Below are 14508 nucleotides of genomic sequence, written 5' to 3' on the forward strand. Positions count from 1 at the left end.
AGCAGCAATGCCCGGCCCGGCCGACTGCAGGCGGCGAGGTCTCACTTTCGCCGGCATGCGTGATTTTTCTCACCGCTGGGATCCCCCCTCTTTGAGGGTTTCCAACGCGGACAAACCCTGGGCATCCCTAATACTTGGGGCATGCGCCCTGATTCGGGCGCGACCTTTTTCCGGGCCTCCGATGTCCCTGATCGCCAGCCTCGCCCTCGCCGTGTCCGCCGGCTCCACGCTGCCTCAGTGCAGCTGGGACCGGCCGGGCGCCAATCCCTTCATGGGCGATGTGGTCGCGGCCGTCGATCACTACGCCGACATCCCCGCCGCGGTCCGCGAGAAGCTCAAGGCGCGCATGAAGGCGCGCAGCTACGACGACATCGCCGTCATCGAGCGCGACGCGATCAAGGGCAAGGACGACTACGCGCCCGAGATCCGCGACATGCACTTCGGCCCCGGCGCCGTCTGCCGCACCGTGACGCGCACGAAGTGGACGCCCAAGACGCAGGAGCGCGGCCTGGTCTATTGCGAGGACGGCCAGTGCATCCTCGTGCCGACCGTCTGCCGCAACGTCAGCCGCGTCAACCGCCTGCAGAAGCCCGCGGCCATCGCGCCGGCCCATGCCGACAACGTCGCGTCGTCGGCCCGCACCGGCGAGGACGCGCCGCTGGAGTTCGAGGCCCCGGGCGCCGGCCCGATGGCCGCCGGCGCGCCCGGCAGCTTCGCTCAGCAGTCCGGCGTGCCGACGCTGGCGGGCGGCCCGTCGCCCGCCGCGGGCGGCGGCCTGCTCGGCGGCTCGGCACCCGGACCGGTGGCCGCCCAGGGCAGCGGCCCGGGCCTGATCGGCCTGGGCATGCCCGCCCTGCCGCCCGGCACCGTGCGCGTGGCCGACTCCAACTCCGGCCTGCCCGGCACCACGCCGGCCGTGCCCGAGCCGGGCAGCTGGGCCATGATTGCCGCCGGCCTGCTGGTCATCGCCTACCGCGTCGGCCGGCGTCGCTGATCAGCGCCGCTTGAGCAGCGGCGCCAGATAGCGCCCCGTGTGGCTGGCATCGCAGGCCGCCACGTCCTCCGGCTTGCCGGCCACCAGCAGCGTGCCGCCGCCCGCGCCGCCCTCCGGCCCCATGTCGACGAGCCAGTCGGCCGTCTTGATGACGTCCAGGTTGTGCTCGATGACGACGATGGTGTTGCCCGCGTCGCGCAGCTGATGCAGCACCTTGAGCAGCAGTGCGATGTCGGCGAAGTGCAGGCCGGTGGTCGGCTCGTCCAGGATGTAGAGGGTGCGGCCGGTGTCGCGCTTGCTCAGCTCCAGCGCCAGCTTCACGCGCTGCGCTTCGCCGCCCGACAGCGTCGTGGCGCTCTGGCCCAGCTTCACGTAGCCCAGGCCCACGTCCAGCAGGGTCTGCAGCTTGCGCGCCAGCGCCGGCACCGCATTGAAGAGCTGGTGGGCGTCCTCCACCGTCATGTTCAGCACGTCGGTGATGTTCTTGCCCTTGTAGAGCACCTCCAGCGTCTCACGGTTGTAGCGCCGGCCCTGGCAGACGTCGCAGGGCACGTAGACGTCGGGCAGGAAGTGCATCTCCACCTTCAGCACACCGTCGCCCTGGCAGGCCTCGCAGCGCCCGCCGGCGACGTTGAAGCTGAAGCGGCCCGCGCCGTAGCCGCGCTCGCGCGCCGTCGGCATTTCGGCGAAGAGTTCGCGGATGGGCGTGAACAGGCCGGTGTAGGTGGCCGGGTTGGAGCGCGGCGTGCGGCCGATGGGGCTCTGGTCGACGTTGATGACCTTGTCGAAGGCGTCCAGGCCCTCGATCTCGTCGTGCGCGGCCGGGTCGGCATGGCTCTGGTAGAGCTTCCTGGCGACGGCGGCGTAGAGGGTGTCGTTGACCAGCGTGCTCTTGCCCGAGCCGGACACGCCGGTCACGCAGGTCAGCAGGCCGACGGGGATCTCGACCGTCACGCCCTTGAGGTTGTTGCCGCGCGCGTTGACGATGCGCAGCTGCGCGCCGTCGGCGGGCTTGTGGCGCTCGGCCGGCACCTCGATGCGCGCAGTGCCGCTCAGGTAGCGGCCGGTCAGCGAGTTGGGGTCGGCCGCCACCTGATCGGGCGTGCCCTGCGCCATGACCTGGCCGCCATGCACGCCGGCGCCGGGGCCCAGGTCCAGCACCCAGTCGGCCGCGCGGATGGCGTCCTCGTCGTGCTCGACGACCAACACCGAATTGCCCAGGTCGCGCAGCCGCCACAGCGTGGCGATCAGCCGGTCGTTGTCGCGCTGGTGCAGGCCGATGCTGGGCTCGTCCAGCACATACATGACGCCGGTCAGGCCCGAGCCGATCTGGCTCGCGAGCCGGATGCGCTGGGCCTCGCCGCCGGACAGCGTGTCGGCGCTGCGGTCCAGGCTCAGGTAGTTCAGGCCCACGTCGTTCAGGAAGCGCAGCCGCGAGGCGATCTCGCGCACGACCTTGTCGCCGATCTCGGCCTTGTTGCCCTTGAGCTTCAGCCCTTCGAAATAGTCCAGGCATTCGCGCAGCGTCGAATGCTCGACCTCGTAGATCGGCCGGCCCTTGAAGCCCGCCGGCGCATCGGCCGGCTGCAGCACGACATTGCGCGCCTCGCGCCGCAGCCGCGAGCCCTCGCAGGCCGGGCAGGGCTTGGCGGCCATGTAGCGGGCCAGGTCCTCGCGCACGGCGGCCGAGTCGGTCTCCTTGTAGCGGCGCTGCAGATTGGGCAGGATGCCCTCGAAGGGATGGTGGCGCTTGACCGAGCGCTTCTTGCCGGTCGAGGTCTCGGCCTGGTAGACGAAGGCGATGTCCTGCTCGCCGGAGCCGTCCAGCAGCACCTGCCGGGCCGTGGCCGGCAGGCTCTCCCACGGCGCCTCGACGTCGAAGGCGTAGTGGGCCGCGACCGACTCCAGCAGCGAGAACGTGTACGGGTTGCGCCGGTCCCAGCCCTTCACGGCGCCGCTGGCCAGGCTGAGCGTCGGGAAGGCGACGACGCGGTCGGCGTCGAACACGGTGACCTGGCCCAGGCCCTCGCAGCTGGGGCAGGCACCCACCGGCGAATTGAAGGAGAACAGCCGCGGCTCCAGCTCGGGCAGCGAGTAGGAACAGACCGGGCAGGCGAACTTGCTGGAGAACAGGGTCGTCTGCTCACCCGCCATATTCATCACCAGCGCTCGCCCGTCGGCCAGGCGCAGCGCCGCCTCGAAGCTCTCGGCCAGGCGCTGGCGCTGCTGATCATGGGCATCGGCGCGCAGGACCACGCGATCGACGACGACATCGATGTCGTGCTTCTCGGCCTTCTTCAGCGCCGGGATGTCGGGCGCCTCCACCGTCGCGCCGTCGACGCGAAAGCGCACATAGCCCTGGGCCTGCAGGTCCTGGAAGAGCTCGACGAACTCGCCCTTGCGGTCGCGCACGACGGGCGCCAGCAGCATCAGCTTGCTCTCGTCCGGCATGGCCAGCACGGCATCCACCATCTGGCTGACCGACTGCGCCTCCAGCGGCAGGTGGTGGTCGGGGCAGAAGGGCGTGCCGGCGCGGGCATAGAGCAGGCGCAGGTAGTCGTGGATCTCGGTGACCGTGCCGACCGTGGAGCGCGGGTTGTGCGAGGTCGCCTTCTGCTCGATGGAGATGGCCGGCGACAGGCCCTCGATGATGTCCACGTCCGGCTTGTCCATCAGCTGCAGGAACTGGCGGGCGTAGCTGGACAGGCTCTCGACATAACGCCGCTGGCCCTCGGCATACAGCGTGTCGAAGGCCAGCGACGACTTGCCCGAGCCCGACAGCCCCGTGATGACGACCAGCGCATGCCGCGGCAGGTCGACGTCGATGTTCTTCAGGTTGTGGGTGCGCGCGCCGCGCACGCGGATGAACTTGGACTCAGGCGACGACATGGGGAGTTTTCACAAGGCAACCGGCCATGATAGGCCGCCACAATCCGGCGCGTCCAAGCACCGACAGGGAGGTCCCGATGAGGATCAGGTTGCGCGCGGCCTTTGCCGCGCTGAGCACGGCACTGGGTTTTGCGCTCTGCGCCGCGCCGGCGTCCGCCGAGCCGCCGCCGATCGCGGCCTTCTTCAAGCGCCCGCAGGTGCGCGAGCCCAGGCTCAGCCCGAGCGGGCGCTACCTGGCCATCCAGGCCGCCGGCAAGGGCGACCGGATGTGGCTGGCCGTCATCGACCTGCAGACGCTGGACCAGCCCCGCTTCGTTGCCGGCTTCAACGATGCCGACATCGCCAGCCATCAATGGGTCAACGAGGATCGGCTGGTGTTCCAGGTGTCGGACTCGCCCGACGGCAGCACGCGCGTGATGGCCGAAGGCCTGTGGGCGGTGGACCGGGACGGCAGCAGCTTCCGCCAGCTCATCAACAGCGACAAGGCCTTCATCACCAACAACAGCAGCACCATCGCCGACCGCCGGCTGGAGATGAACTGGACGCTGCACGGCGTGCCGCCCGATGGCGGCGTCGACGTGATCGTGCTGCGCCGCCGCTGGTCGACGGACCGCGAGTCCGCCGGCACGCAGCTCGCGCGGCTGGACACGCGCACCGGCCTGACGAAGAACCTCAGCCAGGGCATCCCCGACTACACGTCGCGCTGGCTGCTGGACTGGCGCGGCGAACCCCAGGTGATCGAAGCCGAGCACGCCGGCCGCAGCCAGTTCTACCGACGTGACGCGCAGGGCCGCTGGCAGCCCTGGTTCGACGACGACGCCTACAAGCGCCAGCACGCGACGCCGGATTGGATGGGGCCGGACGGCCTGATGCTCGGCGTGAGCGGCTATCGCGGCTACTCCGCGCTGTTCCGCCTCGATGCCGAGACCGGTGCAAGCGAGGCCCAACCCCTGGTCGACCTCAAGGGCTACGACTACCGGGGCCGGCCGATGTTCGACCCCGACGCCCGGCGCCTGCTCGGCATCCGCTTCGAGACCGACGCCCCCGGCACGGCCTGGCTGGACCCGGCGATGAAGGCGATGCAGGCCGACATCGACGCCAAGCTGCCGGGCTCGATCAACCTGATCGAATGCCGGCGCTGCCTGAAGGCGATGCACCTCGTCGTCACGGCCCTGTCCGACCAGCGTCCGCCCGAGTACTACCTCTACAAGCCGGCCGACAAGGCGCTGCAGAAGCTGGCCTCGGCGCCGGCCGAACTGCGGCCCGCCGCGATGGGCCAGCGCGACTACCACCGCATCAAGGCCCGCGACGGCCTGGAGCTGCCCGTGCTCGTCACGCAACCGGCCGGCGGCGTCAAGGGCAGGACGCCCACCGTCGTCCTCGTGCACGGCGGCCCCTATCTGCGCGGCACGCGCTGGGCCTGGGAGCGGAACGCCCAGTTCCTCGCCAGCCGCGGCTACCTCGTGCTGGAACCCGAGTTCCGCGGCAGCACCGGCTATGGCTGGCAGCTCTTCCGTGCCGGCTGGAAGCAGTGGGGCCTGGCCATGCAGGACGACCTTGCCGACACGCTGGCCTGGGCCGTCAAGCAGGGCTGGGCCGACCCGCAGCACGCCTGCATCATGGGCGCGAGCTATGGCGGCTATGCGGCCATGATGGGCGCCGTCACCCAGGGCGAGCTGTTCAAGTGCGCCGTCAACTGGGTCGGCGTGACCGACATCGGCCTGATGTCCAGCATCCACTGGAGCGATTTCTCCGAGGAATGGAAGCAGCACGGCATGAAGCGCCTCGTGGCCAACCCGGACACCGACGCAGAGCAGATGCGCCGGACCTCCCCGCTGGCGCGCGCCAAAGAAATTCGCATGCCGCTGCTGATGGCCTACGGCGGTTCCGACATGCGCGTGCCCCTCAAGCATGGCAGCGACATGAAGGCCGCGCTGCGCCCCGAGCAGGACCTGGAATGGGTCGTCTACCCGGAGGAGGGCCACGGCTGGTTCAACCTGAAGACCAATGAGGACTTCTGGGGCCGCGTCGAACGCTTCCTGGCGCGCAACATCGGCGGCAGCGGCGCCGCGAAGCCCGCACCGGGCAACTGACGCTTCATCGCGGCGCCATGCAGCTCGCGGCCCGCGCCCGGCGATTCATCGCAGCGCGCTGGCGGCGCGCCGGCCGCTTGCAGAAACTGCTTCCATCGATACAGCAATCCCGCTGTGCAGACCCCAAAGGAAGCCTCATGAAAGCCACCGTCCTGATCCAAGCCGCCGCCGTCGCCGCCTTCGCGTTCACCGCCTGCGCCGCCAGCGCCGCCCCGCAGCAAATCCAGAAGCTGCCCCGCGTCGTCGTCACCGGCAAGGCTGCCCAGCAGGTCGCCCAGCTGCCGCGCGTCGTCGTCACCGGCTACGCCGTCCGCGACGTCGCCCAGGTCCAGCAACTGCCCCGCGTGACCATCACCGCCCGCCGCGCCTGAGCCCCTGGCATGACGATGCCCGTCACGAAAAACCACCGAGCCGAGTCGCCGGCGCAGCAGGCCGCCGGCCGGGGCTGCGCCGCCGAGTCGGCTGGGTGCAAGCGATTGACACAGGTCTGAAAGACAATCCGGGCTTCTGACTGGAGCCCGCCTTGAAAGAAGAGCTGCGCAAACGCCGGTCCTGGCTGGATGGCTTCATGGCCTATCCGGCCCCGGCCGGCCTGAGCGAAACCGCGCTGCGCGACAACATCATCCTGCTCGATCAGGCCCTCTACACGCTGTGGAGCCTGGGCGACAACCTGATCTACGCGTGGACGCCCGAGGCCAGCGGCCTGCGCGTGCTGGTCGCGCCGCACCAGACGCTGACCGAGTACACGCTGGGCGACGGCCGGCTGCCGCAGGCCGAGATCACGCGCCGCACGCGGCTGCTGGACAAGCTGCTGTCCAACCAGGAGCACCTGGCCGCCGACGCCTTCGACGCGGTGGCCCTGGCCCTGGGCGTCGAGCCCCGTCTCGTCGAGCTGCCCTTCGCGCCCGAGCGCGGCCTGGGCCTGCCGCTGATCGCCGCCATCGCGGCGCGCTACGGCATCCGCCTCGTCGAGGACCGCGCCGTCATCCTGTTCGACGCGGTCGGCTTCTCGCTGCTGACGCCGCTGCAGCAGGTCGTGCAGCTCAACAGCCTGTCCTGCTCGGTCAACGCGGCCTATGCCAAGCTGCTGGCCCGCGAGATCAACATCAACTTCGCGCGCACGACGACGGGCGACGGCTTCTACATCTGGAACCGCATGCGCGGCGTGGCGGCCAATGTCGAGCTCTACCAGCTGATGCAGTTCATCCTGGCCGACAACGCGCTGGCCCGCGAGCGCGCCACGCGCCCGGAGTCGGTGCCGCGGCTGCGCGCCTGCTTCCACGTCGGCTCGCACTACGAGTTCTACCAGTCCGAGGGCCTGAACCCGACCTCGTTCAGCTATTTGGTCGGCCAGGTCACGATCGAGCTGGCGCGCATGATCGAGCACGCCCAGCCGGGCCAGATCCTGGTCGGCAAGTTCAACACGCTGATGCACGACGAGGCCAGCGGCGAGGACGTGCGCATCGACAGCCTGGACTTCGTCGAGCGCACGCGCGCGCCGCTGCGCAGCCTCAACGGCCTCAAGCTCGCCGGCTCCGAGGTCGACGAGATCGCCTGCTACCTGACCGGCCGGCGCGACCTCTTCGGCCTGTGGGGCATCAGCGAATACGAGATCGCCGACAAGCACGGCCTGATCCACCGCGTCTACAACGCCAAGATCAACATCCACCGCCGCAACGGCGAGCCCATCTACCTCGGCCTGCGCGAGGAAGACCTGCCCGGGGACGCGCCGCGCAGCGTGGCGGACACGGACTTCGTGCCGATGCGGGCCTGAGGGCTCCCACCCCTAGAGCCGGCCCTCCAAAAGGACCAGTTCTTGCCGCCGCGCCGGAGGCGCAGCGGCTAGGATTCCCGGCGCTGTGACCGAGTCCCCTGCCTCCCATGCCGCCAGCGCGCCCGCCCTCGGCCAGCGCCGGCTGCTGACCCTGCTCTTCGTCGACCTGAGCGGCTCCACCGCCATGGCCGAGTGGATGGAGGCCGAGCATTACGCGGCCATGCTGGCCGGGCTGCGCACGTTGTACGAACGCATCGTGCCCCACCACGGCGGCGTCATCGCGCGCATCCAGGGCGACGGCATGCTGGCCCTGTTCGGCCACCCCGAGGTGCGCGAGGACGACGGCCGCCGCGCCACCGAGGCAGCGCTGGAGCTGCACGCCGCCGTGCGCGAGCTGCTGCCGCCAGGCCCCCGCCCGGCCGACTTCCCCGGCCTGGCCCTGCACAGCGGCATCCATGCCGGCATCGTCCTCGTCAACGAGGGCGACCAGATGCGCGGGCGCTTCGAGCTGCTCGGCAACGCCCCCAATATCGCCGCCCGGCTGTCCGAGGCCGCCAAGCGCGACGAGATCATCGCCAGCGAGGAGAGCCTGGGCCTGCAGAGCCAGTTCTTCGAGACCGGGCCGCGCTTCTCGCTGCAGCTGCGCGGCCGCGCGACGCCGCTGGCCGCCTACCGCGTGCACGGCCGCGCCGCCATCGGCCGGCGCTTCGAGGCCAGCATGCGCCGCGGCCTGGCGCCCTTTGTCGGCCGCGGCGCCGAGCTGGCCGCGCTGGAGGCCGCCCTGGCCCGCACGCTGGCCGGCCACACGCTGTGGCTGGGCATACGCGCCGGTGCCGGCGTCGGCAAGACGCGGCTCATCGAGAAGTTCCTGCGCCACGCCGAAGACCAGGCTGACCGGCCCTGCCGCATCCACCGCGGCTACTGCGAGAGCTATCTCAGCGCCGAGCCGCTGCAGCCCTTTCTGCAGATGCTGCGCGCGCTCGACGGCCTCGAGGACGCGCCGCCCGAGCTCTTCGCGGCCCAGCACAGCGCCCCCGGCCAGCGCGCCGACGCGCTGCTCGCGCTGCTGCTCGCGCTGGCGCGCCGCACGCCCCAGTTGGTCTGCATCGACGACCTGCAATGGGCCGACGACGCCTCGCTGCGCCTGCTGCACCGGCTGCGCGCCGCCGCCCAGGCCCAGGGCCTGGCGCTGCTGCTGCTCAGCGCCAGCCGCCCGACGGGCGAGCCGCTGCCGGGTGCCCACGACGACCCGGCCCAGCTCATCGAGCTGCCGCCGCTCAGCGAGACCGAGGCCGCGCGCGCCGTGCAGCAGCTGCTGCCGCAGATCGACCCCTTCATCGCCGCCGAGGTGCAGCGCCACGCCGGCGGCAACCCCCTCTTCATCGAGGAGCTCTGCCACGCGGCGGCCGACGCCGGCGAGGGCCTGGCCGAGGGCCAGAGCGGCTCGGCCTGGCTGGCCGCGCTGGTCGAGTCGCGCGTCGACCGCCTCGCGCCCGAGCAGGCCCGGCTCGTGCGCATCGCGGCCGTCATCGGCAACGTCATCCCGGTCTGGCTGCTGGAGATCCTGACCGGCTATGGCGAGCAGCATCCCGCCGTGCGCGCCCTCGCGGCCCAGGACTTCATCTTTCCCGACCAGCGCCCCGGCCATCTGCGCTTCAAGCACGGCATCACGCGCGACGTCGTCTACGAAGCCACCGGCCTGCACGAGCGCCAGGCCCTGCACCGCCACATCAGCGTCGCGCTGGCCGCGCGCGGCGGCCGCGAGAGCCAGCTGCACGAGCAGCTCGCCTACCACGACGCCGCCGCCAACGACTGGCCCGCCGCCGCCCGCCATGCCGAGGCCGCCGGCGACCAGGCCCTGGCCGCCTCGGCGCTGGACCGCGCCAAGAAGCAGTTCCGCGCCGCGCTGGCCGCGCTGGAGTTCATGCAGCGCGCCGGCGAAGGCGAAGACCAGGCCCGCCAACGCCGCCGCCGCTGGGTCGGCATCGCCCAGCGCCTGGGCATGGCCTGCGTCTTCGACGCCTCGCAGGACGACCTGCGCGTGCTCAGGCACGCCGCCGAACTGGCCCGCGCCGACGGCGACGCCAACCTCGTCGCCCGCACCGAATACTGGCTGGCCTATGTCGGCTACGCGCTGGGCGAGACCCGCGACAGCCTGCGCCATGCGCGCGCCGCCGTGCAGACCGCCCAGGGCTGCGGCGACACCGCGCTGCTGGCCCAGCTGCCCGGCACCGTCGGCCAGTTGCAGGCCGCCGCGGCCGACTACGCCAGCGCGCTGCCGATGCTGGACCTGGCCATCGGCCGCCAGCGCGAGCGCGCCAGCAAGAGCGCCGTGAACCAGATCGGCCTGTCCTTCTCGCTGTGCTGCCGCGCCTACGTGCTGGGCGACCAGGGCCATTTCCAGCGCGCCCACGAGGTCTTCGCCGAGGCGCTGGCGCCCTTCGACGGCAGCAGCCACGCCGTCGAAGCCAGCATCCAGGGCTGGCGCGCCGCCGTGCTGCTGTGGCAGGGGCGCTGGGCCGAAGCCCGCGAGGCCGCGGCCGTGGCCCACCGCGTGGGCGCCCAGGTGCGCAGCATGTTCACCTGCGCGATGGGCCATGCGGCCGGTGCCTACGGCGCCTGGATGCAGGAGCACGACCCGGCCGCGCGCCAGCACATCCTCGACGCCACCGCCTGGCTCGCGCCGCGCGGCGGCGGCCTGTACAGCAGCTTCCAGCATGGCTGGCTGGCCGACATCCTGTCCGACCAGGGCGACGCCGGCGCCGCGCGCCAGCATGTCGCGCTGGCCCTGAAGCGCGGCCGCCAGCACGACTGGGTCGGCGGCGCGATGGCCTACCGCGCGGCGGCCCGGCTGGCCGCCCGCATGGGCGACACGGCGCGCGCGCAGCGCTACCTGGCCCTGGCCCGCAGCGCCGGCGAGCGGCGCAACTCCGCCCACGAGGCCGCCGTCACGGCCCTGCTGGAGGCCGAGCTGAAGCTGGACGACGGCTGGCGCGCGGCGCGCGACCGGGCCAACGCCGAGTTCGAGCGCATGGGCATGAGCGGCTTCGTGGAACGGGCGCTGCTGGCGGCGACCCGGCCCGAATAAGAGCGCCTTCTAGACGCTCAGCGCCACCACGGTCGGCGCCCCGGTGAAGCGCAGCACCCCGGCATCCAGCACCGCCGCGATGACGCCCAGCATGACGCCCATGCCCATGCCATAGCCCGGGCAGGCATGCGGCGGCGGGCCGGCCGGGTCGGCGCGGTCGCCGCCGAAGGCGATGTGATGGCGCAGCGGGTCCTGCTGGGTGGCCGAGCCGAGGGCCACGACCAGGGTGTCGCCGGCCTTCACGTCGACGCCGCCCAGCCGGTGGTCGGCGCGCGACCGGCGCCAGACCTGGAAGGGCGTGGGCTTGTAGTTCAGCGTCGCGACCAGCGCGGGCCGCAGCCGCGCGACGGCGGCCGTGTAGCGCTCGGGCAGGCTGGCCGTGGCCGGCACCTCGTGCCATTGCGGCTGCAAGTCCCAGAGCTTGCGCGTCTGCACCCAGATGGCCAGCGTGGCCAGCAGATTGGCATGCGTCGTCGGCGGGAAGCCGAGCATAATGCCGGCCAGCATGCGCGTGGGCAGGTCGGCCGGTGCGCCGGGCACGGCGCCGGCCGCGGCCAGGATGGCCTGGGACAGCTTGGGCAACTGCTCGAAGGGCGTGGCGGCCAGCCAGCGGTCCACGGCCTCGGTGAAGGCGCTGCCCGCCTGGCGGCCGGCGGCACAGACGGCCGGCGTCGGATGCGGGCCGAAGACGTAGCGCGACACGCGGAACAGCGCCGCCGGGCAGCGCGGCGCCTCCGCCTCGCCGGGCGGGTGGAACTCGGTGCCCCAGACGTAACGCCCGTCGGGCGGGCCGAACCAGATCTGGCAGAGCTTGGCCAGCACGCCTTCGCTGAGGCGCTCCAGGTCCAGCGGCGTGTCGGTGGGCAGGTCGGCGGGCTTCTGGCCGGGCGGGAAGGCGGCCAGCAGGGCCTGGGCCTCCTGGCGCAGGCCGGCGATGCCGGCGCTGGCGACCTGGTAGGCGAGCATGAAGGAGTCGGCCTCGCTGACGCCTTCGAGGATCTTGTTGACGGCCGGCGCCTGCTCGCGGTGGCCGCTGTCGTCGTCCAGGCCCAGGTAGCCGACGCCGACCGAATCGGCCATGCGTTCGCCGTAGCCGGCCACCGAGTAGCGGTCGGGCGCATTCCTCAGCACCTCCTGCACGCGGTCGGCGGCGCCGACGAGCACGCCATAGGCCGTCGCGACGACGCCGCCCGGCTGCTGACGCACCCAGGCCCAGGCGGCGTCGCGGCGGTTCGGGTCTTCCAGCCAGCCCTGCCAGGCGGCGAAGTCGTCCCGCGCCGGCATGGCGGCCGGCAGCGCCGCGGCAGGCAGCTGCGGCAGCGGCAGCTCGACGAGACCGGGCAGGGCCTTGAGCGCGCGGATGGAGGGCACGAAGAAATAGGCGCCCCACTGCAGCGTGACGAAGGGCTCGGGGCCGAGGTCGATCTCGTAGGCGCGCTTGTCGTGCTCGAAGGGGTAGAGGCGCGGGCCCGCGCCCGGGTCGACGACGCCGAGCAGCGGGTCGCTCTGCGCCGAGTAGCCGCCGCTGGCATTGCCGCCGGCCACCCAGCGCTGGATGACCTCGAACTGCTCGGCCAGGTGGGCGTTGTAGGCCATGAAGATCAGGCCGCGGTCGGCGTCGTCCGCGGGGTGGTCGCGGTCCGGCGGCGGGCCGTAGCTCATGCCGCGGCGCAGGATGCGCGGCATGCGGGCCTTGGCGAAGGCCTGGTCGGCGCCCAGGTCGCGCGGGTTGGTGCGCCGGATGTGGGCATGGAAGGGGCAGAGCGCGCCCTTGGCATCGGCCTCGTAGTTGAAGTCGTTGCCTTCGTTCAGCGCGTGGTCGTCGGCCAGCGGCTCGCCCGTGCGCCAGCGGCCCATCAGCTTGGCCAGCAGCAGCTCCTTGGGCAGGCCGGTGCGCCGCGCCTCGGCGGCCATGCGGGCGTCCAGCCGGCCGACGTACTGGCGCAGCTTGCGCACGGCCAGGAAGCTGCCGCGGTCCAGCAGCGCGTCGGGCTGCTCGGGCACCGCGTAGCCCTTGTCGCGCGCGGTCGCATAACCCTGCAGCACCTCGCCGTCGCGCACGCGGTCGTCCCAGCGCTGGCCGGTGGGCTGCGGCGCCTTCCAGTCCGGCACCGGCTGGCTGATGCCGTCCTTGAAGCCGAAGCTCTCCTGCTCCAGCGCACTGCCGCGCAGCGGCTCGACGGCCATCAGCGCCAGGCCCGTGCCCTGGGTCAGCGCCTGGGCGACGGCATCGATGCGGTCGCGGTCCGCCTGGGTGATGACCTCGCCGGGCTCGGGGCTCGCAAAACGGAGCTGCACGAGCAGATGGGCGCCGGCCGGGTCGAAGCGGTCGCGGCCGTTGACGTGGGGCGCCAGCGCCCAATGGGCCGGGTGGTTGTGGCGCACGTCGCCGAGCAGGCCGGCGCGCGCGGCCATGCCCTCCTTGAAGGCCTGCGGGAAGCGCTCCAGCCGCGCCGGCGGCAGGCCCAGCGCGCCCAGGCCGGCCAGCGTCAGCGCGACCTGGGTCCAGACGCCCTGCAGCGGCCCGGCCTGGGGCGGCTGCTGGCCCTCGGCCGTGACCGGCGCCGTCGACAGCCAGGCCAGCGCGGGGCCGGGCTGGGCCACGCGCATCAGCAGCAGCGCGCCGCGGTTGGCGGGCAGCCTGGTCAGCAGGCCGGCCTGCAGGTCGGCGTCGGCCAGCGGCAGCTCGCGCGCCTGCACGGCGGGCGGCGTCAGCGTGCTCTCGAACCACTGCAGCATCGCGAAGTGGCGGCGGCGCAGCTGCTCGCCGGGCGTGCTGCCGGTGCCGACGGGGAAGTGCTCGCGCGTGCCCAGCCGCGTCAGCTCGAACAGCACGTCCTGGGTCGCGCGCAGCAGCACGCGGCCGTCCCAGGCCTGGTCATTGAAATAGCGCTGCAAGGTGTAGAGACCCGCCAGCGGCACGAGGCCGCGCGCGGCCATCGCGAAGCGCTCGGCCGGGTCGGTGGGCAGCGGCGCGACCTCGCCGGCGGCCGGCGCACGCAGCCGATCGGCGCCCAGCTCGCTGGCATGGCCGCGCTGGGCGGCCTCCAGCCGCGACAGGTATTCGGCGTCGCTGACGCTGCGGCCGGATTCGATGAAGAGGAAGTCGGCCGACACCTCGTGCGCCCGCACCCAGCGCGCATAGGCCTCGAAGCTGCAGTTGCAGGACAGCTCGTAGCCCTCGGCGTGGCAGAGGATGAGGTCCAGCGTGGAGCCGAGCTGGTCCCAGATGACCCGCATATAGGGCTCCCAGCCGCCGTCGAAGTTGACGTTCAGCAGCAGCCGGTCGGGGACGCCGTCCCGGCCGTCGACGACGGCCCAGCGGAAGGAGTGCACGATGCGCCAGCGCGCGACGATGTCGCTGTAGCGCGAGGCCGGCGCGCTGGATTCGCGCGAGCCCAGGCGCAGGCCGTTGAGCGTGCGCAGCACCTTGCGCAGGCGGTCGACATGGGTCGCCACCTCGAGCGCGTCGACGAATCCGGGCTTGATGTCGGCCAGCAGCACCAGATCGGTGATGCCGCCGAGTTGAACGTCGTTGCCGCGTGCCATGGCTTCCCTCCCAGGATGAAGCGCCAAGTATCCCGGCGCGGCATGACGGCCCGACCGCGGTGAACCCATAAGTTTGTTGATGCCGCGCGGTTCGCATCGGTCCGCGCCAGCCGCAACTCAT

General features: G+C 72.2%; 7 protein-coding genes. 5 read left to right on the top strand and 2 right to left on the bottom strand.

Annotation, left to right across the window (positions count from 1 at the left end):
• Positions 1–181 precede the first annotated feature (181 nt).
• Positions 182–994: an MHFG family PEP-CTERM protein gene (locus NYP07_RS01315; protein WP_268146562.1), complete on the top strand. Its 813-nt coding sequence runs from the start codon at positions 182–184 to the stop codon at positions 992–994.
• On the opposite strand, the gene uvrA is transcribed toward NYP07_RS01315, so the two are convergent.
• Positions 995–3883 (bottom strand): excinuclease ABC subunit UvrA, encoded by a 2889-nt coding sequence (gene uvrA / locus NYP07_RS01320; RefSeq protein WP_268146564.1) that lies wholly within the window; start codon positions 3881–3883, stop codon positions 995–997.
• Positions 3884–3960: 77 nt separating this feature from the next.
• On the opposite strand from uvrA, the gene NYP07_RS01325 reads away from it, so the two are divergent.
• The 4 genes from NYP07_RS01325 (at position 3961) to NYP07_RS01340 (ending at position 10838) form a co-directional block, all read left to right on the top strand.
• Positions 3961–5976, top strand: coding sequence for an alpha/beta hydrolase family protein (locus tag NYP07_RS01325; protein WP_268146566.1), 2016 nt, complete (start codon positions 3961–3963; stop codon positions 5974–5976).
• Between the two features lie 137 nt (positions 5977–6113).
• Complete coding sequence (locus NYP07_RS01330) at positions 6114–6347, top strand: hypothetical protein (protein WP_268146568.1); 234 nt, start codon at positions 6114–6116, stop codon at positions 6345–6347.
• Positions 6348–6499: 152 nt separating this feature from the next.
• A complete protein-coding gene (locus NYP07_RS01335) occupies positions 6500–7750 on the top strand; it encodes a hypothetical protein (protein WP_268146570.1) in 1251 nt (416 codons plus the stop codon).
• 85 nt (positions 7751–7835) lie between these two features.
• Complete coding sequence (locus tag NYP07_RS01340; protein ID WP_268146572.1) at positions 7836–10838, top strand: AAA family ATPase; 3003 nt, start codon at positions 7836–7838, stop codon at positions 10836–10838.
• Between the two features lie 9 nt (positions 10839–10847).
• Here the strand turns inward: NYP07_RS01340 and NYP07_RS01345 are convergent, their stop codons facing one another.
• Entirely contained in the window at positions 10848–14387 is a 3540-nt protein-coding gene (locus NYP07_RS01345) for a Dyp-type peroxidase (protein WP_268146574.1), read from the bottom strand.
• Between the last annotated feature and the right edge of the window lie 121 nt (positions 14388–14508).

Source organism: Pelomonas aquatica, from assembly GCF_026712205.1.
GTDB classification, from domain to species: Bacteria; Pseudomonadota; Gammaproteobacteria; order Burkholderiales; family Burkholderiaceae_C; genus Pelomonas; species Pelomonas aquatica.